The organism is Opitutaceae bacterium, assembly GCA_015075305.1.
Taxonomy (GTDB): Bacteria; Verrucomicrobiota; Verrucomicrobiia; order Opitutales; family Opitutaceae; genus UBA6669.
The window spans coordinates 191508-213802 of record JABTUS010000004.1; the positions used below are offsets into that span (position 1 = coordinate 191508).

At 59.4% G+C, this 22295-nt stretch carries 15 protein-coding genes; 9 read left to right on the plus strand and 6 right to left on the minus strand.

Annotated elements, in window-relative coordinates; genetic code table 11:
- The first annotated feature begins 211 nt into the window (after positions 1-211).
- From HS122_09590 to prsR, 4 genes are all read left to right on the plus strand, one after another.
- Entirely contained in the window at positions 212-3376 is a 3165-nt protein-coding gene (locus HS122_09590) for a tetratricopeptide repeat protein (GenBank protein ID MBE7538650.1), read from the plus strand.
- Positions 3377-3890: 514 nt separating this feature from the next.
- The gene (locus HS122_09595) at positions 3891-4526 is read left to right on the plus strand and encodes a hypothetical protein (GenBank protein ID MBE7538651.1); all 636 of its coding nucleotides are present in this window, start codon (positions 3891-3893) and stop codon (positions 4524-4526) included.
- Positions 4527-5023: 497 nt separating this feature from the next.
- On the plus strand, positions 5024-7219 hold the full coding sequence (prsK, locus tag HS122_09600) for a PEP-CTERM system histidine kinase PrsK (GenBank protein ID MBE7538652.1): 2196 nt from the start codon (positions 5024-5026) through the stop codon (positions 7217-7219).
- A gap of 155 nt (positions 7220-7374) precedes the next feature.
- On the plus strand, positions 7375-8742 hold the full coding sequence (gene prsR / locus HS122_09605) for a PEP-CTERM-box response regulator transcription factor (GenBank protein ID MBE7538653.1): 1368 nt from the start codon (positions 7375-7377) through the stop codon (positions 8740-8742).
- 366 nt (positions 8743-9108) lie between these two features.
- Here the strand turns inward: prsR and HS122_09610 are convergent, their stop codons facing one another.
- The 4 genes from HS122_09610 to HS122_09625 form a co-directional block, all read right to left on the minus strand.
- The gene (locus HS122_09610; protein MBE7538654.1) at positions 9109-9825 is read right to left on the minus strand and encodes a hypothetical protein; all 717 of its coding nucleotides are present in this window, start codon (positions 9823-9825) and stop codon (positions 9109-9111) included.
- Positions 9826-10192: 367 nt separating this feature from the next.
- The gene (locus HS122_09615) at positions 10193-10660 is read right to left on the minus strand and encodes a polysaccharide biosynthesis/export family protein (GenBank protein ID MBE7538655.1); all 468 of its coding nucleotides are present in this window, start codon (positions 10658-10660) and stop codon (positions 10193-10195) included.
- Positions 10661-10955: 295 nt separating this feature from the next.
- Positions 10956-11711, minus strand: coding sequence for a glycosyltransferase family 2 protein (locus tag HS122_09620; GenBank protein MBE7538656.1), 756 nt, complete (start codon positions 11709-11711; stop codon positions 10956-10958).
- Between the two features lie 28 nt (positions 11712-11739).
- On the minus strand, positions 11740-12801 hold the full coding sequence (locus HS122_09625) for an NAD-dependent epimerase/dehydratase family protein (protein MBE7538657.1): 1062 nt from the start codon (positions 12799-12801) through the stop codon (positions 11740-11742).
- Positions 12802-12931: 130 nt separating this feature from the next.
- Between HS122_09625 and HS122_09630 the strand changes: the two genes are divergently transcribed.
- Entirely contained in the window at positions 12932-13780 is an 849-nt protein-coding gene (locus HS122_09630) for a sugar phosphate isomerase/epimerase (GenBank protein ID MBE7538658.1), read from the plus strand.
- 64 nt (positions 13781-13844) lie between these two features.
- Positions 13845-15755 (plus strand): glucosamine-6-phosphate deaminase, encoded by a 1911-nt coding sequence (gene nagB / locus HS122_09635; protein MBE7538659.1) that lies wholly within the window; start codon positions 13845-13847, stop codon positions 15753-15755.
- Positions 15756-15909: 154 nt separating this feature from the next.
- Here nagB and HS122_09640 read toward each other — a convergent pair whose 3' ends face one another.
- Together HS122_09640 and HS122_09645 are read right to left on the minus strand one after the other, a co-directional pair.
- Positions 15910-16989, minus strand: a complete 1080-nt coding sequence (locus HS122_09640) for a Gfo/Idh/MocA family oxidoreductase (protein ID MBE7538660.1) — start codon at positions 16987-16989, stop codon at positions 15910-15912.
- Between the two features lie 37 nt (positions 16990-17026).
- Positions 17027-18265 carry an MFS transporter gene (locus HS122_09645; GenBank protein MBE7538661.1) on the minus strand — a complete coding sequence of 413 codons (1239 nt, stop codon included), beginning with the start codon at positions 18263-18265 and terminating at the stop codon, positions 17027-17029.
- Between the two features lie 231 nt (positions 18266-18496).
- On the opposite strand from HS122_09645, the gene HS122_09650 reads away from it, so the two are divergent.
- The 3 genes from HS122_09650 (at position 18497) to HS122_09660 (ending at position 22295) form a co-directional block, all read left to right on the plus strand.
- Positions 18497-19660 carry a Gfo/Idh/MocA family oxidoreductase gene (locus HS122_09650; GenBank protein MBE7538662.1) on the plus strand — a complete coding sequence of 388 codons (1164 nt, stop codon included), beginning with the start codon at positions 18497-18499 and terminating at the stop codon, positions 19658-19660.
- Between the two features lie 212 nt (positions 19661-19872).
- A complete protein-coding gene (locus HS122_09655) occupies positions 19873-21057 on the plus strand; it encodes a glycosyltransferase (GenBank protein MBE7538663.1) in 1185 nt (394 codons plus the stop codon).
- On the plus strand, positions 21054-22295 hold the full coding sequence (locus tag HS122_09660; protein ID MBE7538664.1) for a glycosyltransferase family 4 protein: 1242 nt from the start codon (positions 21054-21056) through the stop codon (positions 22293-22295). The genes HS122_09655 and HS122_09660 overlap by 4 nt, the downstream gene beginning before the upstream one ends.

The window sequence follows — 22295 nt, forward strand, 5'->3', positions numbered from 1 at the left end:
ATGGAATCGCAGTTCCGTGGCCTTACTGTCGGCGGTAGCTGTGGGATGTTTCTGGCACGCGGGAATTTGGTTCGAGAAAGAAATTGAGTGTTGAGTCGCGCTGCCTGTCGCGGGGTTGACCTGCGGAACGCTGGGCCGATACTCCACTTTACAAAACTGATTGATTATGCGTCCCAACAAATCCCCGTTTATCAGATCAAGCGGCCTGCTATTGACTGTTTTTTTGCCGTGTCTTGGCGTTGCGTTCCTCGCGGGGTGCTCGGCTGAGGCGAGAAAGGATCGAGCCATTAAGCGGGGTGATGAGTTTGTGGCGGAGAACAAGTACGATCGGGCTGAAATCGAATACCTAAACGCCCTGGGTGACGACCCGCAGAATGCGCACGCGATGGGTCGGCTGGGAGCGATCTATTTGGGACAAGGGAGGCTCGCGCGCGCCTTTCCCTTGCTGAAGCGGGCTACCGAAATTGATCCCAATGACCTTTGGGCGCGCGGAAAGCTGGCCTCGGTGTACATGGCGGTTGGCAACCCGACCGCGGCGTTCGCAGAGGCGGCGGCGATCATCAAGATTGACCCAAGCGTGCTTGAGGTTCCGGTGACCCTGGCTGAGGCCAGCAACACGCCGGCGCAAGTCGCTGCTTCCAAAACGTTGCTGAACGCATTGCCAGCGTCCGCTGCCGAACTGCCCTCAGTTCTCACGGGCAAGGGCATACTGGCGGCCAGGTCTGGTGATCTGGCGCAGGCCACTGCTTTGCTGGAACGTGCAGCAACGGCGACGCACCCGTCAGCGGCGGCCTTTAGCGTGTTGGGAGCGATCTGGATGAACCACAAGGATATGGCCAAGGCTGAGGCGGCCTTCGCCAAGGCCGCTGAACTATCGGACATGCGTTCCCCGCGCCGCATCCAATACGCGCTATTCAAGTACAACCGGGGAGATGTTGACGGTGCCAAAAAGTACTTGGACGAGGCTTTCAAGGCCGCGCCTGACTTCTACCCCGCGGGCCTTCGACTTGCGGAACTGCTGATGCGTGAAAGGAAATTTGGTGAGGCTGAGGCGCTGGCGGACCGCATGCTGGCGAAAGACGGAAGCAACCACGAAGCACTCCTGCTTGGCATACGACTGGCATTGGCCCGGGGAGATACGGCAAAGGCCTTGGTGAAGGCGAATGCCTTTGTACAGATGTACCCGCAGGTGGCTGACGCCCATTTTGAAAAGGCGCGTGTGCTCCTGGCGCGGAATGAGACGACTGAAGCAATTGCCAGCCTCAATCAGGTTCTTGCGATCAACCCAGACTATGATCAAGCGATAACAACGCTTGCTGAGATCGATACCCGCCAGGGGAATCGCAGCGCAGCGGTGACTTCTCTCAGTCGGTATCTGGAGAAGAATCCCAACAATGTGGATGCGCAATTCCTGCTCGCCGACGCCTTTCGCGGCTTGGGAGATTTCCAAGGTGCCTTGGGCGTGTACAAGGTACTCGAAGCCCGAACTCCGATTGACGAGCGCGTGCACTATGGAAAGGGCGTTACGCTGCGCGCGCTCGGACAGGTTGACGCCGCGCGCCGTGCGCTGGAACTCGCGAGATCGTATGAGCCGACAGCCTATCCCGCACTTGAGCAACTGCTCGAGATGGACGTCGCCGACCGTCAGTTTGACCGAGCGCAAAAGCGATTGAATGTCGCGTTGGCTTCCAAGCCATCGGATGCGAGGCTGATACAGTTGGTTGGGCGCCTCAAGCTCGTGCAGGGGGATGCGACTCAGGCGGCAGTCCAGTTTCGGAAGGCAATTGAATTGGATCCCAATTTGACATCCGCCTACATGTTTCTGGCGAAGATTTACCTGGATACCAACGATTCAGCCCGCGCATTGGAAAACCTGCTGCAGGTCGAAAAGCGGAACCCGCGCGATACGAGTGCGATTCTCATGCAGGGGGTGATTTACGAACAGCAGAAGGAATACACCAAGGCGCGGGATGCGTATGAGAGAATCCTGGCTGTGAATCCCCAGTTCGCTCCGGCGCTCAACAATCTCGCCAGTCTGTATCTTCGAAACTTCAACGATCTCAAGAAGGCGGGTGAGCTTGCGAAGCGAGCGCGTGACGCGTGGCCGGCTGATCCGGTCATAGCCGACACGGCGGGCTGGATTCTGCACAAGCAGGGTGATTACGCCACGGCGCAAACGCTTCTGATGGACAGTGCCGGCAAGCTGACGGACAATGCCGAGGTTCAGTATCACCTGGCGATGAACTATTACATGCTGGGCGATGCGAAGGCGGCGAAAGCGGCGTTTGAAGAGGCCCTTCGGTTAAAGGGGAAATTCCCGGAGGCTGCGGAGATTCCATCGCGACTGGCATTGCTCAATGCAGCAGAGTCCGGGGTTTCGACCGAAGTCCTTGAGCGCTATGTGCGGGAGAGTCCGCAGGATCCATTCGCCGTCGGACAACTCGCGATTCGGCAGGAGAAGGAAGGCAAAATCGACGCTGCAATTGCCACTCAGCGTGTGGCATTGAAGCTGAATCCGCAAAACGCGAAGGCGATGACGGCGCTCGCACGCATGTTGAAAGCCAAGGGGAATATTGCCGAGGCGACCGAGTTTGCGAAGGCTGCTCGAAAGCTCGTGCCCGATGATTTGGAGGTGTTGTCCCTAAATGGGGGCCTGGCTCTCATGGCCGGAGACTTTTCCGCAGCGTATCCCGTTCTTGACGATGTCGCCCGGGCTCAACCAAGGAATGCCGCCGTTAGGTTGGATCTTGCCAAGGCTGCATTCGCCATCGGACGGGTTGCAGAGGCGAAGTCAGCGCTTCAGCAGGCGCTCGCACTTGCGCCCAATGAGAGTGATCGGGAATCCCTGCAACTCATTGCCGGTCTGGAGAATCCGCTGGCTGTTCGCGACCTTGCCGAGCGTCGACTTGCGATGAATCCGGAGGACCTCCCGGCGCTGATGATATCTGCGTTGGCAACAACGGCGCCGGATGACGCGATCAAGATTTTGGAGCAGCTCCTGACCAAGTATCCGGACTTTTCGCCAGCACAGCGGAAGCTTGCGATCCTGCTCTCGATTTCCGCATCCAACGACAAGCGAACCATTGAGCTGGCGACCAAGGCGCGCATCGCCTTTCCGAGCGACAGTGATTTGGCGAAAGCACTGGGAATCGCGGTGTACCGGCAGGGAGAGCACCGTCGGGCAGTAGTCCTGATGGAAACGGCGAAAGGTGGGAGGCCGAGCGACCCTGAGGTGTGGTATTACCTGGGGATGTCGCAGCAGGCCTTGAAGGACCCCGGCAAGGCCCAGGCAGCGCTGGAGAAGTCGCTTGAGCTCGGATTGACCGGTGCGATGGCGGAGTCGGCTCAGGCGGCCATCAAGGCCATGAAAGGTTGAGACCGCATGGGTAGATCGCGCTGTTCGCTCTGTTGTTCAACAGGATCCGAAACCAGTCTATCCTGTCGCTCGATCCACTGCGGAGGCTTTTGACTTCAGATGGAGCTGGCTGAAAACCGGATATCCGTTTTAGGAAGCAGCGAGCGCCATGCAGAGGTCTAAGTTCGGAGTCGGAAGTCCTGAGAACAAGTGTCAGAGACAATTGTAAAATATTCATTATAAAGAGCTTGGCTTTCAGGCTTTCTGTCTGATTGGATTGAACGGTGAGTTTACAGTTGTCACAATTTAGTAAGTTAATGATAGACAATACGTTGATTACTGACTTGTGGATGACATCGCTGCCTTGTCGACTTTCTTTACGAATTGAAAGCGATGTTCGATGGCTTAGTCGAGGGGCATTATTGCTAAGCTGCTGATATTATGATTGTTATAAACTTTGTTTAGGTTGGCACGCCTATTGCTTATTGAATCGAGACGGCAAACTATCAAATCCTTTAACCCGTAACTTCATCCCATGAAACTAGCATCCCTAAAGTCCGCCTCGTGGCTCGTGGTAGCTGCAGCCCTCGCTGCGGTGACCCCCGCGAAGGCTGTTTCGTTCAACTACTCGAGCTCGACCGATGCCACGATTAATTTCCTTGGCGCCGGAAAATTCGATTTCTCGGCGGTTCCAAACTTCGATGTCACGAGCGGTTCAGCTATTGGTACCGCGAATGGCTCCATCATTGCGCCCGTAGGCGGATGGGTCATTGGACCGGGTGCCGTGACTGCTGCGGTGACCGGTGTCGGTACGATGTCGATCTTCGACGGAACCTATACCCTTACCGCTGACCTCGCGTGGAATTCGATTTCGCAGCTCGGTGCGGGTGGTACGCTCAACTACCTCGCATCGCTGAATCTTTCGAACATTGTCTATGCGGGTTCAAACGCCGATCTGCTCGCTCTTTACAATGATGCGGGTGGCATCAATACGCTGACCTTCCAGTTCTCGTCAGTCAAGACGCTGGATGATCTTCGCGCCGGTGGAATCAGCAACTCCTTCTCGGGCACGATCACTTCCCAGCGCGTTGCGGATGGTGGCATGACGGCAGTTCTCCTTGGGCTCGGCCTCGTAAGCGTTGGCTTCTTCGCTCGCCGCCGCCTCAGCTAAGCTGACGGTAACAAAGTAGATCCTTCACAACTTCAAAGGGCCGGGCGTTATGAACGCCCGGCCCTTTTTGCGTTTAGGGATCTCTCGCAGAATGGAGGGGCGCGCTTTGTCGTGCCCGGGGGACGCGCGAGGCGAAACGACGCCGGATGGTTCATCTTGCGAGCAGCGATGGGTTGAACGCGAAATTTCCGGCGTTGTGGTCTGGCGTGCGAACCCAGGTTACGACGGAGCGTGCCCCTCCAGTTCGGAAAGGAAATCATCAGGCAGAACTCAGAAATCTGAGGTCAGTTTGCGATGTCGAAAGACTCGGAAGAATTGGCCAAATTCGGATCGTTTCTGCGTTGATCTGTGGTCAATACCTTGTGCCGGTGTCGGTTCAAGTTTGGATGATCACCTTGCTGCCTTGAGTCCTGCAGAAATAGAATGGGTTGTATTTCCTGAAATCATGGAGCTTGTGATCACATCCGTTTGGACGTGACTGGACTCGTTCACTGACAATGACATTTTACGTGACACTGGCCTACTTGGGGAGCCTTTTGGGACTCGGGATGGCGATTGCCGTCCTCTTGGGACAGGACCGGAGGCGGGTGAGAGTGGCGTATGCGGTGGGCATGCTCGTTTTCGCTGCGGAGGCGGCTTTCTCTGGATTGGCCCAGAGCATGCCCGGCCCGGCCGAATTGATCCGCTGGCAGGAATGGCGCCTGGTCGCCCTGTCATTTCTACCGGCCCCGTGGATTTACTTCAGCATGACCTTCGCCCTCGAGCATGCGAGGAGACTCCCCTTCGCCAAGAAGGCCGTTCTTACCATCCTGTGTCTGGTACCGCCAGCGACCACGCTTCTGTTTCACGATGATCTCCTGGTGGCGATCCGTCCCAACCTCTTTGCCTTTCAGGCTACCCTGCAATTGGGATGGTCCGCGATGGTCTCGCACGGTGTGTTGCTGTTGTCGGCCGTCGTCGTGATGACGAACTTTGAGCGGACGTATCGGGCGGCTGTCGGAACCATCCGATGGCGCATCAAGTTCCTCTTGCTTGGTCTGACCGTGCTCTTCGTTGCCCGGATCTATACCTGCACTCACGCGCTTACGGTCAGAGAGTTCAATCCACAGTACGAGATCTTCAATTCGGCGGCCTTGGTGGCGGCTTCGGTTGTCATGTTCCTGGGGTTTAGGCGAGCCGGGCATTTTCGGTTCGATGTCTATCCATCTCCGTCCGTCATCCGTGGTTCGCTCACGATTCTGATCGTTGGAGTCTATTTGATCCTCGTTGGTGTGGTTTCAAGGGTCACCGTATACTTGGGTGATGAGCGGGCCATTGGCGTCAATGCGCTGATTGTTCTGGTTCTGTTGCTTGGATTGATCCTGTCGCTGCAGTCCGCAAAGCTTCGCGATGAGCTCAGGAGATTCGTCAGCCGCAACTTCCAGCGTCCCTACTACGATTACCGCACTGTCTGGCGGAAGTTTACAGACCACTCGTCCATTCATCAGAATCGGGATGATCTGGCGCGCGACATGGTGAGACAGGTGGCGGAGGTTTTTCAGGCGCAGTCCGTGGCCCTCTGGGTGGCAAATGAGGAGGGTGATGGGCTTGTTTGCGTTGCCTCCACTTCGATTCCCGAATCGGAATGGCGAAAACTGGAACCGGATCCGGATGCCGTTTCTGTTGTGATGGCATATTTTCGCGGGAACCTGGATGCCATCGATTTCGATTCCTCAAATGAAGCATGGGCTGAAGTCCTGCGAAAGTGCCACCCCCAGACTTTCCTAACCGGCGGCCATCGTATTGCCGCTCCACTTCAGTGCCGCGGAGCCTTTCTGGGCTTTATCCTGCTGGGAGATCGGGTGCACGGAAGCCGTCATGGTTTTGATGCTCAGGATGCGGACATGCTGCGATGCATTGCCAATCATGTTTCGAACAGCCTGCTTGCGCTGCAGTTGTCCCTCCAGGCAGCGCAGTCGCGAGAGCGTGAGGCGTTTCGGACAATGGCGACGTTTTTCGTCCATGACCTGAAAAATGCGGCCTCCACGCTCAACCTCATGCTGCCCAATCTGCCGCTGCACTGGGACAACCCGGAGTTTCGCGCGGATGCCCTGCGTGGAATAACGAAGACGGTGACCCACATGAACTCGCTCATCACCCGCATGGGCGAGATGCGCAACGAACTCAAAATCAATCCGCAGCCGGGCGACATCAATGAGACGATCGCAAGGGCGCTGGAAGTCTGGGAGACGTCCGCCGAAATCCAACTCGATCGGAATCTCGCGTCAGGACTTCCCTCCGTCCTGCACGATCGCGAGCAAATCACGACTGTGATCACGAACCTGCTGCTCAATGCCAGAGATGCGGTGATCGCGGGCGGGAACAGGCCGGGCAGGGTGGTGGTTGCATCCCGTCAGAGCAGTTCTTGGGTCGTGGTGAGCGTGGCGGACAATGGGTGCGGCATGAGTTCCGAGTTCCTCGCGCATTCGCTTTTCAAGGCATTCAAGACCACGAAGAAAAACGGGATGGGCATCGGCATGTTTCAGAGCCGGATGATCGTCGAAGCGCATGGCGGACGGTTCTCCGTGGATAGCGAGATTGGGAAGGGGTCGAGCTTTGGAATTCACCTGCCGCTGGGTGCGAGCGGCGGAGCCCGGACCGGGGATGGACCGCAGGGGGGCGGCGATCAAATGGAGGGGCACGCTCCGTCGTGACCTGGGGACGCCCATGGAAAAACGACGTTGGAAAAATTCACGCGGAAATCGCTGGCAAGGGGTCTTTTCAATTTGGTTCGCGTTCTTGGTTCGAAATGGATCGTTTCCGGTGGCGGACTTTGGCAATTTCGGATGGTCTCGCTTTTGAATCATAGATGAAGAAACCCACGCTTCTGATTGTCGACGACGACGACGAGATTCGCACGCAACTGCGCTGGGCGCTGGCGTCCGAATACGACGTCATTCAAGCCGGCGACCGGCAATCGGCAATTGAGGCGTTTCTGGCTCACAAGCCGATGGTTGTGCTCCTTGACCTCGGCCTGCCGCCCCACACGGGTTCACCCGAGGAGGGCCTGGCGGTGCTGGCGCAGATTCTGGATATTGCCAGCCGGACAAAGGTGGTCATTGCCTCGGGCCAGAATGAGCGACGCACCGCACTTGAGGCAGTTGGCGCGGGTGCCTACGATTTCCTAGCGAAACCGGTCGATGTTGAAGAGCTGAAGCTGCTTCTAAAACGCTGCTTCAATGTGGCTCAACTGGAGATTGACTACCGTGCGATCCAGCAGACTGCGCCCACCGATGGGTTTGGCGGAATGATTGGCAACAGCCCCGTGATGCAGGGGGTGTTCAATTCCATTCGCAAGGTCGCGGCCAGTGACGCCCCGGTTTTGATCCTTGGCGAGAGTGGCACCGGAAAGGAAGTCGCCGCGCGGGCGATCCACGATCTGAGCAATCGCAGGAGCGAAGCCTTTGTCGCGATCAATTGCAGCGCGATTCCCGAGACCTTGCTGGAAAGTGAGTTGTTCGGTCATGAAAAGGGCGCGTTTACGGGAGCGCACATGCAGCGAAAGGGACGCATCGAGCATGCGCACAAGGGCACGCTCTTTCTGGATGAGATCGGTGAGATACCGCTCGCCATCCAGGTCAAGCTGCTCCGCTTCCTGCAGGAGCAGACCATTGAGCGGATCGGAGGAAAGGGGGAGATCCAGGTTGATACGCGAGTTCTGGCTGCGACCAATGCCGATCTCGACAAGGCGATCAAGGAAGGTGCTTTCCGCGAGGATTTTTTCTATCGGTTGGCGGTTGTGCGACTTCAGCTTCCGCCGCTGCGGGATCGTGGCGATGACCTGAGGTTGATTGCCCAAGCGTTCATGCACCGATTCGCCGCGGAAAACAATCGCCACAACATGGCTTTCAGCCAGGAGGCGTTGCGGGCGATTCACCGTCACCGGTGGCCCGGCAACATTCGGGAGCTGCAGAACCGAGTGCGCCGGGCGGTCATCATGGGGGAAAGCAATCGCCTGACGGCCGCTGATCTGGAGCTCGATCCATTTGCGGCAGCCGGTGCGGCGACGACGTTGAAGGATGCCCGCGAATCCTTGGAACGGGAAATGATCAGCAATGCCCTGAAGAAGCATGGCGGAAAAATGTCACCCGCTGCTGTGGAACTGGGCATCAGTCGTCCGACACTTTACGACCTGATGGACAAGCTGGGCCTGCAAAAGCCTGCGAGCGAGGGTTGACGGGCGGGGGACGTGGAGTTGCGTTGGCTTGAACGCGGAACCGCCGGCGCTATGGCGTAACGCACAAACCTTGGGCATGACAAAGCATGCCCCTCCAACGGAGGGGGGCGACGGTCGCTTGGAGGGGCACGCTTTGTCGTGACCTCGGGACCGCGCATGCCGAAATTTCGGCGGAGAGTCTCACGCGAAGCCGCGAAGCACGCGGAGAGGAGGTGGAAAGGGTCGATGATAAAATGCACGGACGTCTTGGCATGACGCACGAACCCTGGGCATGACAAAGCACGCCCCTCCAATTTCTTGCACAAAATAACCGGTGGCCCACGAGGAACCACCGGTTTTTTTGTTATGAATCGGAGGGCAGAAAGATTACTTCTTGTGATCCCAGTAACGCCGGAGCAATCCCATGATCGCTGCTGCGAAGCTCAGGGCTGCAAGGGTCGACAAGCCGTCGGGAACCGAGGTAGTGCCCGGTGCGCCAGCCGCAGATGTGAAGAACGTGTAGGATGACAGAGGGGCGGAGCCGGTGAAGGTCTTCAGGCCGCTGGTATCACCCACGTAGAAGTGATAGTTGGTGCTTCCCCATTGGAGGACGAGATAGGACCAGCCGGTGACATCGATATTGATGCTGGTGGGGCCGGATGGCGGTGGCGTTGGCGTCGATGACGTGCCACCGCCCAGCGAATACTTGGATCCGCCTGTGCTCGGCGGCGGCGTATTCGATGATGACACAAGCGTCTGGCTCGCACCGTTCAAAGTGGCCTGGCTAAGGTCGAATGGGTTGTAATTGTTGTAATTGGTGATCTGCGAGGAAAGGGCAGTGAATACTGAGTCAAGCGTGGGAACCTGTCCTGATGAAGACTGCCCCAAAAGCAGCGGGGAGCTGTAAACAGGTGCCACAGGCGGCGGCGTGACCGGCGGCGGCGTGACCGGAGGCGGAGTGACCGGAGGCGGCGTTGGAACCACCGGAGCTGGCGTCGGCGAAGGTGAATTGACTGTGCCGCCAAGACCATACTTGGACTGCGCTGAAGCCTGAACGGCAAGCGCTGTGCTCAATACGGCGGCTGCAAGAAAGGTACGAGTCATTTGAGTAAACAAGCGGCTATTTGGTTAGGTTTTTAAGCAGAGTTTGTGCCATCAAGCTAAAGTATCGAACCAAGGCGATGTAATCTATTTTTTATTATCAACTTATAAAACTATAAATCCGCTTATTGTTCGAATCAAAGCCTGCGAAAGTCTCTTTCCCTGTAACGCTTGTCGACGCAAGAAACAGGCTCAGTTGCAATCGATTGCGATGGTGAGGTCGCGACAGGCGAATCGCACAACGTGGCATAGCGTAAAGAGGCGTATGGTATGACGTTACAGTCTCGAAGTTTCATGATCCGGAAATATACCTAGGTAATAAATACTAGTTTTCAGTAGACGGCGGAAGTGTAAGGGGCTCCGACAATTCTCAAAACCAGCGGAATTTCTCGGGTACGATAACAATGTCGTTGGGAATCAGGTAGATCTGTTCCACCTGTTGGCCATCCAAAATGCTTTGCAAATTGAGTGTGATTTTTCGGGTCACTCCGTTCTCGGTACGTATGACATCGACGGCGGTTGTTTTGGCCAAAGGTGAGAAACCGCCGACTTGGAGAATGGCCTCCAGGGGAGTCAAGGGGCGATCCGTCTGAATTTTGCCGGGGGAATTGACGGCACCCGAGACGAAGACTGAGAACGATGAGGAAACAACGGACACTATCACCTCATTGGAAACAAGCTGACTGGCGTAGCGCTTGGCCAGTTCGGCCTCCAGATCCAGTGGCGTCATTCCCACGACGCGCAGTTCGCCCAGCATGGCGAGAGTGATTCTGCCGTCCGGGCGGATTGTTTGCTGGGCATCCAGATTGGGTGAGGCCGGAAAGGAAATCTTGATCAAGTCGCCCTCGCGCAGTTTCTGCGCGGAATTCGCGAAGCTCGAGAGGTCCTGCGGGCGGGTTGCGACCTGCGTGGTTTCGCAGCCGGTGACAAGGAGCGCAATGGCCAGCAAGGGAGCCGCCAGCAAGGGAGCTGCCCGGCGTGGGAATCGTGTTTTGGTTAGGTCATTCATCATCCGGAGCTGGTGCTTGAACTGCCGCGAAGCATGGCATTCCCCGTCGGGCAGGACAACGGGAATCTACCGAAAGGCGTGTTACTACTGACAGCCGCGCCGCTGTTTCGGGCGGGTGATGCGGCTATTGACGGTGGTAGTCGCCGCGGCTGAAGAACTTTTCGAGCCAGACGTACATGCAAATGAAGAAATAACGGCTTCCCATTTCCTTGATCTTCAGCTTGGCAGTGCCGTACCTGCGATTCTGCCAGTGAATGGGAGTAATTGTCCAAGAATAGCCTCGGACAATCGCCTTGAGCGGAAGTTCGACCGTCAGATTGAAATGCGGAGAAAGCAAAGGCCGGCAGCCATCTATCACGGTGCGACGATAGGCTTTGAAGGCGTTGGTCGTGTCGTTGAGCGAAATGGCGAAGAGACTTTTGATGAACAGGTTGGCCAGACGGTTGACCAGCAGCTTGACGCGTGGGTAGTCGACGACCCTGCTTCCCCTGATGAATCGGCTGCCGAAGACGCACTCCCTGCCGGAATTCAGCAGGTTCCAGTAGGTCACCGCGTCATCAGGTGAGTCCGATGCGTCGGCCATCATGATCACGACGGCGTCGCCCGAGCTATTGTTCAATCCGTGAATGATGGCCCGGCCAAAGCCGTGAAGTCCTGTGTTCTGCAATGGAATCAGGGTGGGTATACGACTCGCCTTGAGCTCCTGGAGCACCTGCCAGGTGCGATCCTTCGAGCCGTCGTCGACCACCACGATCTCGTGGGGGATACCCGCCGCCGTAAAGCGCTCGAAGATTGCGCGAACGGTCTCGGGCAGCGACTCCTCCTCATCCCTCGCAGGGATGATGACGGAATACAGGCGCAAGGGAGGCAGGGGGCGCATTGCGGAGCCGCGTCTTGGTGGCGAACATTCAGACGGAATTCCTGCGCAACCAGCTTTCCACTATCTGACGCACGGTATCCACGAGCGTCTGCGTGATGTCCCATCCGGGGTAGTGTGCCTTCATCTTCCGCAGGTCGGAGTAGTAGCAGATGTGGTCGCCGAGCCGGTGTTGATCCGTGTAGCTGTAAACCTGCTTTTTCCCGGAAAATTCAGCGACAATCTCGAATGCTTCCAGGATGGACGTGCTGTTGGTCTTCCCGCCGCCCAGGTTGTAAACTTCCCCGATCCTCGGGGCACCGACAAAGGCTGCGATGAAACGCGCGACATCGAGGGCGTGGATGTTGTCCCTGACCTGTTTTCCCTTGTATCCAAAAACCCTGTACTCGCGGCCCTCGAGATTGCATTTGACGAGGTAGGACAGGAATCCGTGGAGTTCCACCCCGGAATGATTGGGGCCGGTGAGGCAGCCGCCGCGCAGGCAGCAGGTCGGCATGTTGAAGTACCGCCCGTACTCCTGGACCATGAGATCGGCGGCGGCCTTGGATGCACCGAAGAGGGAGTGCTTGGATTGGTCGATCGTGAAGGATTCGCTGATCCCGTGCTCGTAGGCGGCATCGGCGTAGTCCCACCGGGTGGGCAGTTCCTTCAATGCGATTCTGTTCGGTGCGTCACCATAGACCTTGTTCGTGCTCATGTGCACGAATGGCGACTCCGGGCAGGCCTGGCGCGCGGCTTCGAGAAGATTGAGCGTGCCGACGGCGTTCGTGTCGAAATCGTCGAAAGGGATCGAGGCCGCACGATCGTGGGATGGCTGGGCTGCCGTGTGCACAATGACGGACGGCTTGATCCGGGCCAGAAGGGCCAGAACGCCGGGCCGGTCACGAATGTCCAGTTCATGATGGACAAAGCCCTTCAGTTCCCGGGCCAGGCGCGACTGATTCCAGCGTGTGTCACCCTGGGGACCAAAAAAAATCGCCCGCTGATTGTTGTCCACGCCATGCACGACGCAGCCCAGTTCGCGGGAGAAATAGCTGCAGACTTCCGAACCGATGAGACCTGAGGAACCTGTAACCAGGAGCGTTTTGGGCATTGGAAGCAATCAGTTGAAGGGTTGGCGATGAAGATGGCGAGCGGAAGATGGCGCGGGAAAACGGCGGCACCGGCACGACGAAACGATGTCGACATCCCGGAAACGCGCTGAAACTAATACGTTCCCACCCATGAAAAAGATTCACCTCCGTTTGTTGATTGTTGGATTCATGCTCGCGCTTGCCGGCCGCGCCTCGGCGGATGAGCCGGGTATCAAGCTGGGCCTTCAGTCGTGGACCTGTCGAAACATGACGTTCGAGCAGACCGTCGCGTTCGCGGAAAAACACGGCATCAAGTACCTTCAGCTCATCCCCAATCACCTGAATCCGGATGATCCGATCGATCTGAATCTGCACAAGAAGGCGTTGGTGGAGGCGAAGGGCATGACGATCTACACCTTTGGCGTGACAAAGACGTCGATGGACAAGGAGGCCAATCGAAAGATTTTTGAATTCGCCCGGCGGATGGGCATCAAGCTGATCGTGGTCGAGCCCAAGAATCTGGACGAATGGGACGGTCTGGAGGAGTTGGTGAAGGAGTACGACATCAGGCTCGCCATCCACAATCACGACATCCAGACGACCTACGGCAATCCCGCCACGGTGAAGGCGATTCTTGCGAAGCGCGACAAGCGCATTGGCGTGTGCCTTGATGTCGGCTGGATCACGGCGGCCGGCTTCGATGCCGCCAAGGTCTTCAAGGAGTACAATGGGCGCGTGTATGACCTCCACTTGAAGGACAAGCACATCGAGAAGGGCGCGGATGGGAAGAAGATCGCGGTCGACACCGAGATCGGCAAGGGCGACGCGAACTACCCGGGCTTGTTTGCCGAGATCAAGAAGAGCGGATGGTCTGGTGTTGCAGCGATCGAAACAGACAGCAAGGCCTTCGCGGAAAACCCGAACCGCCTGGTGAAGGAAGCCCAGACATTCTTCAACATGATGACCAGCGCCATGGGAGGCAAGGCATCGAAAAAATAGTCCGATCGCATCATCTATTGCTCTGCGCCGGGCCTTCGCCCGTGCGCGCACTCATTTCCCAGCCATGAGCCAGCGATTTGTCGAAGCCCAGCAGCGCGAGCGCATCCCCACTGATGTTTTTCCTCGCGCCGATGATGCGTGCATCCATGTCGCCAAGGAAATCGCATCTCTGATCCGCAGCCGGCAGGCCGAGGGGCGGAATGCGGTGCTCGGGCTGGCCACGGGTTCGACTCCGGTGCGCCTGTATCGCCAGCTCATCCGCATGCACCGCGAGGAGGGGCTGAGTTTCAGGAATGTCGTCACCTTCAATCTCGACGAATACTACGGCCTGCCCCGCTCGCACCCGGAAAGCTACTGGCAGTTCATGCGCAAGCAGCTTTTCGATCACATCGACATCCCGGACGAGAACATCAACCTTCCCGACGGCACGGTGGCCCGTGCGGATGTGTTCGCCTGGTGCAAGGGCTATGAGGACAAGATCAAGTCTGTTGGTGGACTGGACTTCCAGATCCTTGGCATTGGGCGCACCGGGCACATCGGATTCAATGAGCCCGGGTCAACCCGGGATTCGCGCACCCGCCTGGTGACGCTGGACAGCCTGACTCGCCGCGATGCCGCGCGCGATTTCCTGGGCGATGCGCATGTGCCGCGTTTTGCGATCACGATGGGGGTGGGCACGATCCTGGATGCGCGGGCGATCGTGCTCCTGGCGTGGGGCGAAGGAAAGGCGTCGGTCATCGCCCAGGCGGTCGAGAAGCCGCCGACAGACTCGCTGCCCGCGAGTTTCCTGCAGGGGCACGCGAATGTGCGCTTCATGATCGATCAGGCGGCGGCCTCCGCCCTGACGCGCATGCGCCACCCCTGGCTCGTGGGGGCGATCGAGTGGACTCCATTCCGCACCCGGCAGGCGGTCATCTGGCTTTCGCTGACGCTGCAGAAGCCCGTGCTCAAGCTGCTCGACGAGGACTACAGCGAGCATGGCATGTCGGACCTTCTGGTGGAGCAGGGACCGGCCTACGGGCTGAACATTCGGATCTTCAACGAACTTCAGCACACGATTACCGGCTGGCCGGGTGGCAAGCCCAAGGCGGATGACTCCCGCCGGCCGGAGCGGGCGGAGCCGTTTCCCAAACGCGTTGTCATCTTCAGTCCCGAGCCGTCGCACGATGTCCTTGGCATGGGCGGAACCGTCCGGAGGCTGGTGGAGCAGGGGCACGATGTGACTCTGATTTATCAGACGTCGGGCAACCTCGCGGTTCCGGATGACGAGGCGGAGATGGCGGCGGACCTGATTGCTGAATTGAGCGGGGAGTTTGACCGCTCGGAAGGGCCGACAGGCCGCTTTGCGAAGGACGTCCAGAAACAATTGCAGGCGAAGTCGGCGTTTGAAGGTGACACGCCACAGATCCGCCGGCTCAAGGGACTGCTCCGGCGCGGGGAGGCCTGCGCCTCGCTGCAGACCTGCGGAGTCGGCAAGGAACGCATACGATTCCTGGATCTGGCATTCTATGAGCGCGGCAGGTACCGCCAGTTCGCTCCGGGTGATGAGGATCTGGGTGTCGTGACGAAGGTGCTGAGGGAGTTGTCCCCACACCAGATTTTTGCAACGGGCGACCGCGATGATCCGTCGTCGGTCACGGCGGTCTGTTTCGATCTCGTGCGGCGGGCGTGTCACGCGCTGCGTGACGAGGCGTGGTTCAAGGACTGCCGTGTCTGGCTGTATCGCGGAGTCGAGACTCCGTGGGAGGCGGCCGAGATCGACATGGCCGTGCCGATCAGCCCGCGGGAGCTCGCGCAGAAGACCCAGGCCATCTTTTATCACAAGAGCCAGCGGAGCCAGACGCCCGTGGACGCGGGGTTGCGCGAGGCCTGGCAGCAGGCGGAGCAGCACAATCGCGGCCTTGCCGCGACCTATGACGGGCTCGGGCTGGCGAACTACGAGGCCATCGAGGCCTTCCAGCGCTGGAATCCGTAGTTGAATTATGGATACAGTGGGGCGGTTCCCAATCGCCTGGAGGGGCACGCTCCGTCGTGACCTGGCTCGGGATTGACCGGCGGAGAATCCCTGATTTCCGATCTCGGACCTAGCCCGAACGCTGCACCCCGGCTGCGCCTTGTCCTGCGCGATCCTACAACTCGATTGTCCGGCCCTCTCGCGCGGACTGGTCCGCGGCGAGTACGATTCTGAGGCTGTCCACGGCGCTTTCGAGGTGCTCGGTGAGATCGATGTCCTTGCGGATGGCGTTGAGGAAAACCTCCTGCTCGCGCCGGCAGAGCTCGTCGTGGCTGGGCTCGTCGGACACGTCGATCCATTCATCCTTGCGCGTGAAATTGCCGTCGGGGCCGAGGTCGGAGTAGTGGCGCAACAGCGACTCGGTTTTCGAATGGGAGTCCACATCGGCGGAGCTTCCCGCGCCGCCTGCCGTTTTCGCGACGATGCTGACGCAGCCACGGGGTCCGACGACATCCTTCACGAAGAACGCGGTCTCGCTCATCATGGGCCCCCAGCCCGCCTCATACCAGCCGACCGAGCCGTCCGCGAACGTCACCTGAAGCTGACCGTAGTTGGGTTTGCCCGGTGGAATGTCCCCGGTCAGCCGGGCCTGGATGCCGCTGACGCGCACGGGTCGCGAACCGGTCATGCGGCACATGACCTCGACGTAGTGAACGCCGCAGTCGACGATCGGTGAAAGCGATGCAATCAGGTTCTTGTGGGTCCTCCAGTTGGCTCCTGAACTCTGCTGGTTGAGGTTCATACGCATCACCAGCGGCTTGCCGAGTGTGTGCGTGATCTCCACGAAACGCTTCCACGAGGGATGCACCTGAAGGATGTATCCCACGACAACCTTTTTTCCCATGCGTTTGGCGGTGTCGATGACGCGGCGACAATCGGCGATGTTCTCAGCCAGCGGCTTCTCCAGGAAAACATGCGCGCCGGCGTTGAGGGCGGCGAGCGCGTACTCTGCATGGGTGTCCGGGTAGGTGCTGATGCAAACCGCGTCGGGACGGGTGTGGGCCAGTGCGTCCGAATAGCTGGAGAATTCAGGATATGTGTTTCCGAATTCGGCGTTCAACCGGCGGCGGGATTCCGCGCCGCGGCTGACCAGGCCGACGATCTTGAAATGCTGCGGAAGGCCGTGGTAGGCGCGCGCATGGGATGTTCCCATGTGACCACAGCCGACCACAAGGATGCGAATTGGCGAATGCATGACAAATGGAGGAGAGACGGGAAGGCCGGGGAGCTGCTCAGTGGGGAAGATCGGGTGCTGCGGCGGCCGCGCCGGGACCGTGCGTCGGCGGACGGAAGAATAGCATGAGCAGCATGATGCCGCCGATCGCGGCGAGCGTCGGCACAAGGAACAGCTTCTGGTAGTCGACGACTCCGAGCGGGGAGGAGTAGGCTGCCGCCAGCCGGGGAAAGAGCTGGCTCGAGACAACCATGCCGGCGCCGAGGATCAGCAGGTTGGCGGCCCCCTGCGCGCTCGTGCGCACGTCCGACGGAAACACGGCGTCAACGAAGATGTAGACGGTCGCAAAAAAGAAGGCGTAGCAGATGCCGTGAAGCACCTGCACGGAGACAATGAGCCAGGTGTAGCCTGAATCCGCGAAGAGCGCGAACACGCCGTAGCGGGCGGCGTGGCCGAGGATTCCGATGATCATGGTCCATTTCCACCCGAGCTTTCTGAGAACCGCCCCCAGGGCCAGCATGGTCACGATTTCCGCGACCTGACCGATGCTGCTGACCACCATGGTCATTTTTGCGGAGATGCCGACATGTGTGAGAAACCCGTCGATCACCACGAAGTAGCCGTTGTGGATCACGGAGTCGATGAATGTGACGAGAAACAGGATTGCGACGAATGGGAGGCGAAGCAGTTTCGCCGCGCGCAGCCAGGCGAGACGGTCCAGTCCCTGAGCGTCGGTGCGGGCGGGAGTGTGCGGCAGAGTAAGGCTGTAGGCCGCCAGCACGAGTGAAAGGACGCCCGCCACGATGAAGACCCATCGCGTTTCCGATGCATCGGCCTTGTCACCGAGCAGGAAAATGAACGGCCAGCTCACGACGATCCATCCGATCGTTCCGCCCATGCGCACGAAGCCGAAATCCCTGGCGGGATCCTTCAGGTTTGCGAAGGCGAGCGAGTTGGCGACCGAGATCGTGGGAACGAAGAGCAGGCCGTAGACTAGGAAGATGGCGAAGAAGCCCGCGAAGCTTTGGACAAACGCGCATGCGATCAGGGCGATGCCACCGACCAGGTGGCTGAAGGAAAGGAAGCGCTCGGCGGCAAAATTGCGGTCGGCAAACTGATTGCTGAAGAACATGCCCACCACCGAGGCGATTCCAAAGACACTTCCCACCCAGCCCTGCTGCCCGGCGCTGAATCCGAGCATGCCCATGTACGGGAAAATCTTGATCTGCCAGGCTCCCCAGATCCCGATTTCCAGGATCATCATGAGGAAGAGGCGGTACTTGTTGGCTGGGTTCATAGGGATGCAGACGGAAGTCTGATGCGCAGGGATGGGTTGGGTTGTGGGGGCACTTCTGACTGTCAGGGATTCGTGGCGTCGCGAGGGAAAAGGCAAGCTTCATGGTGCGGCGAGGCTTTCCCTGCAATCCCCGATGGCGCATTTTTCGATGAACCCACATCCGCTCGAAGAGAGTTGCCATTTGCTGGATGGTTCCGACCGGACCTTCAGGACGCAGGAGGCGGCACAAACATGAGTCGGGCACCGTTCAAAGTCGCCATTGTTGGCATTTCCGGATACGGCCGGATCCATCTTCAGCTTGCAAGGGAAGCGGTGGAACAGGGGCTAATGAATCTCGTCGCAGCGGTCGTCATCAATCGGGCCGAGGTGAGCGAGGAGGCGGAGATGCTGGAGAGGAACGGCACGCGGCTCCACGCGACCTTTGAGGAGATGGTCTCCCGGGAGGCGGGACGCATCGATCTCTGCCTCATACCAACGGGCATTGCCTGGCATGCGCGGATGACGATTGCGGCGTTGCGTGCCGGGATGAACGTTCTGGTCGAAAAGCCGCTCGCCAGTTCGCTTGCGGAGGTTGATGCGATCGCAGCGGAATCCGTCCGGTCCGGCCGGTTTGTTGCGGTGGGGTTTCAGGATATCTACAACCCGCTGGTCCAGCAGGCAAAGGAGCGGCTGCTCGATGGTGCGATCGGGCGACTGCAGTCGGTCAGGTTTCTTGGACTCTGGCCGCGGCCGACTTCGTATTTCACGCGGAACGGCTGGGCGGGTCGCATGGCGGTGGACGGAGTCCCCGTTCTCGATTCTCCGCTCAACAATGCCTTCGCCCATTTCGTGAATCTCGCGCTTTTCTTTGCCGGTGATGCGTTCGATGAGTCGGCCAAGGTCGAGGACATTCGGGCGGGGTTGTGGCGCACCAATGCCATAGAGATGTTCGATACCGGTGTTGTCACTGCCAGGACTGCCGACGGAGTCGCACTGTGGTTCGGGGCGTCCCATGCCTGCATGCAGACACACGAGCCGGAAATTCACCTCCAGGGTGATCGCGGCGGAATGATCTGGCGGCATGAAAACGAATGCATTTGGGAGCTGGATGGAGGGAGCAATGAACGCGTGGTCCTTCCGAGCGCCGCGGAGGCCCGCCGCCTCATGATGCTCGCTGTCATGGACTGCCTGGCCGGGGGCTCGACGTTTCTTTGTGTTCCCCGAATGGCGCGGCGGCATACTGAACTCATCACCCGCGTGCATGAGTTGACTCCGATCCAGTCACTGCCCGGTGTGGCGCTTCCCATGGCTGCGAACGGAAATGCGGCCACCGTCCTGGCGGTGACGGGATTGGAGGCGGCGATGTTTGATGCCTTTGCGAATCGCTCGATCCCCCAATTGTTGCGGGTGAATTGAGCGAGTCCGCAACAGGTCGTGCGCGGGAAGCTTGGGTGCGCCGAAGCCTGTGAAGCCCTTTGCCTCCATGCGGAGTAGTACGCATGCGTTTGCTGTCGCCCTCCCGCGTGATTTGGGTGCTCATGGCTGTGTGACCACCGGATCAAACCGAACGCCGAATCCACCATGCTCATGACGCATGGCGGCAACTCACCTCCCACCTGCCAAGCGGGATGACAAGCACCCCGATACTGATTTGCCCCTCCTTCTTCGGCCCGCGGTCGGACGGCATTTCCCGCGTCTCGGCGCTGGCGCATGAGGCGCTTGCGCAGCTTGGCTTGGGAGAACCCTGGGTTCTGGCGGCCAATGATGAAATCCGGTCGACGCCGGCAGCGGCAGGTCGGGGATTTGGACGCCGTTATGTCTCGATGTGCCGTCATGCGCTGTTTTCGCCGCGGATTTCCGGGTCACGCCATGTCATTGAGGCGGGAGCCCCGGCCGTTCCGATTGTCTGCGCGCACCTTGGGCTGTCACCGGTTGCGCGGATGCTGGCGAGGCGGCTGGGTCGGCCCTATTTTGTAATTCTGCATGGTGTGGAGGCCTGGAAGTCAATTCGTCCCAGGGATCGCTGGGGTTTGCGGAGGGCGAGCGGGTTTCTGGCGGGTTCACAATACAGCCATCGGCAGTTTGTTCATCACAATCGATCGTTCGCGGATACGCCCGTTCAGGTGACGGGCTGGGGCACGGACACCGATGTTCCTGAGACTCGATCGGGAGAGAGACCGGCGGTCGGCGAATTCAGGTTCCTTTGCGTGGCACGGATGAGCAAGGGCGACACGTTTGGACGATACCGGAGCATTGAGGATTTGTACAAAGGCTTCGCAGTCCTTCTCGCCGCCATGAGCAGACTGGTGCGACAGACTGTCCGCGTCACTCTGGAGGTCGTTGGCGCCGGAGACGCCGCGGAGGATATCGAGCGACACGCGCGGACACTCGGCGTTGCGGGCTGCGTCCGGTTTTCCGGTGAACTTTCCGACGCCGCGCTCGCGCGACGCTACGAGGAGGCGCATGCCTTTGTCCTGCCCAGCGAACGCGAGGGTTTCGGCATAGCCTTTGTCGAGGCTATGGCGCGCGGACTCCCCTGTGTGGGCGTTGCCGCCGGCGGCGTGCCGGAGGTGATTGAAAACGGAGCGACCGGGCTGCTCGTGCCGCCGGGAGATGCGGCAGCGCTGGCGGATGCCATGCGCACGCTCGCGGAAAATTGCCGCGTGCGAATGCGCATGGGCCTGGCCGGGCGTCAGCGGTTCGAGCGGGATTTCACGCGGTCGGCCTGCGTGCGCCGACTGGCGACCGCACTGGCTGCATTGAACGCGCGCATGGAAAAGGGATCCGCACTGGCGACGGCCGTAGTGGAATGATCGATACCAGAAGAGACATTCTCATCGCCACGCAGAGCTACGTGCCGGATTCTGCGGCGGTCGGCCAGTACCTGGCGGAGGTGGCTGAAGGTCTGGCGGGGCGGGGGTGGCGGGTGACGGTGGTGGCTCCGGAGCGGGGCTACAATGAACCGGAGGTCCGGCTGACTTCCGAGATGGGGGAGCGGGGGAATCCGCGCATCCGGCGGGTGAAGGGGCCGGCGAACCGCAAGGGCAGCCTTGGCGATCGCCTCGGTGGCATGATTGTCTTTTCCATTCGGGCGATGCTGCGGGCGCTGACACAGCGCTCACTTGACGGCATGCTGGTCAGCTCGTCGCCGCCGATTCTCCCCTTGTTCATGACGGCCGTTGCGCGCCTGCGGCGCCTCCCGTTGGTTTACTGGGTCATGGACCTCAATCCGGATCAGGCGACCGCCTCCGGCCACGTGTCTGCATCCTCCTGGTCCGCACGCCTGCTGGCGGCGTCGCAGCGATGGGTGATGTCACGGGCTGCTACGGTTGTTGTCCTGGATCGCTTCATGGAGGCGCGGGTGAGGAGATACCTGCCGTGTCCGCGTCCGCTGGTCACCCTGCCTTTGTGGCCGCTCGACGTTGGTCCGGCTGGGGACGACTCACGGGCATTTCGCAGCCGGCATGGCCTGACGGAGCGGTTCGTGATCATGCACAGCGGCAATCACAGTCCGGTTCATCCGCTGGACACGTTGCTCGATGCCGCGCGCATCCTGGGGCAGGATGCGCGATTCAAGTTCCTCTTTGTCGGAGGAGGCCTGGCCAAGGCGGCAATCGAGGAGGCAAGAACGCGTGAGAATCTGGAAAACGTGCTGCTGCTGCCGTCGCAGCCGCTGGGCGCGCTGAGTGCGGTGCTGGGAGCGGCGGATGTGCATGTTGTCTCCATGGGGGAGAACATGGCCGGATGCGTGCATCCCTCGAAGGTGTACAACATACTGTCGGCGGGCAGGCCGTTCGTGCTGCTGGGCCCGGCATCCTGCAGTTTGAATGATCTCCTGCAGCGGTTTGGATGCGGCTGGAGGATCGCGCATGGCGACACGGACGGTTTCGTGCGGCTGCTTCAGCATCTGGCATCGCCGGAGGGAAGCATGGAACTGGAGCGGATGCGGGGCGCTGCGGGACGCGTGTATGAAACGCGGATCGAGGCCGCCCGCGGTCGCATGGAGTTTCTTGATACGGTCGAGGATGCGCTGGGCGCGGGAAGGAGCTAG

Excerpts from the sequence above, each read along its gene's own strand:
- HS122_09595 (MBE7538651.1), top strand. The coding sequence starts at position 3,891 with ATGAAACTAGCATCCCTAAAGTCCGCCTCGTGGCTCGTGGTAGCTGCA.
- prsK (MBE7538652.1), top strand. The coding sequence starts at position 5,024 with ATGACATTTTACGTGACACTGGCCTACTTGGGGAGCCTTTTGGGACTC.
- prsR (MBE7538653.1), top strand. The coding sequence starts at position 7,375 with ATGAAGAAACCCACGCTTCTGATTGTCGACGACGACGACGAGATTCGC.
- HS122_09610 (MBE7538654.1), bottom strand. The coding sequence starts at position 9,825 with ATGACTCGTACCTTTCTTGCAGCCGCCGTATTGAGCACAGCGCTTGCC.
- HS122_09620 (MBE7538656.1), bottom strand. The coding sequence starts at position 11,711 with ATGCGCCCCCTGCCTCCCTTGCGCCTGTATTCCGTCATCATCCCTGCG.
- HS122_09625 (MBE7538657.1), bottom strand. The coding sequence starts at position 12,801 with ATGCCCAAAACGCTCCTGGTTACAGGTTCCTCAGGTCTCATCGGTTCG.
- HS122_09630 (MBE7538658.1), top strand. The coding sequence starts at position 12,932 with ATGAAAAAGATTCACCTCCGTTTGTTGATTGTTGGATTCATGCTCGCG.
- nagB (MBE7538659.1), top strand. The coding sequence starts at position 13,845 with ATGAGCCAGCGATTTGTCGAAGCCCAGCAGCGCGAGCGCATCCCCACT.
- HS122_09640 (MBE7538660.1), bottom strand. The coding sequence starts at position 16,989 with ATGCATTCGCCAATTCGCATCCTTGTGGTCGGCTGTGGTCACATGGGA.
- HS122_09645 (MBE7538661.1), bottom strand. The coding sequence starts at position 18,265 with ATGAACCCAGCCAACAAGTACCGCCTCTTCCTCATGATGATCCTGGAA.
- HS122_09650 (MBE7538662.1), top strand. The coding sequence starts at position 18,497 with ATGAGTCGGGCACCGTTCAAAGTCGCCATTGTTGGCATTTCCGGATAC.
- HS122_09655 (MBE7538663.1), top strand. The coding sequence starts at position 19,873 with ATGACAAGCACCCCGATACTGATTTGCCCCTCCTTCTTCGGCCCGCGG.
- HS122_09660 (MBE7538664.1), top strand. The coding sequence starts at position 21,054 with ATGATCGATACCAGAAGAGACATTCTCATCGCCACGCAGAGCTACGTG.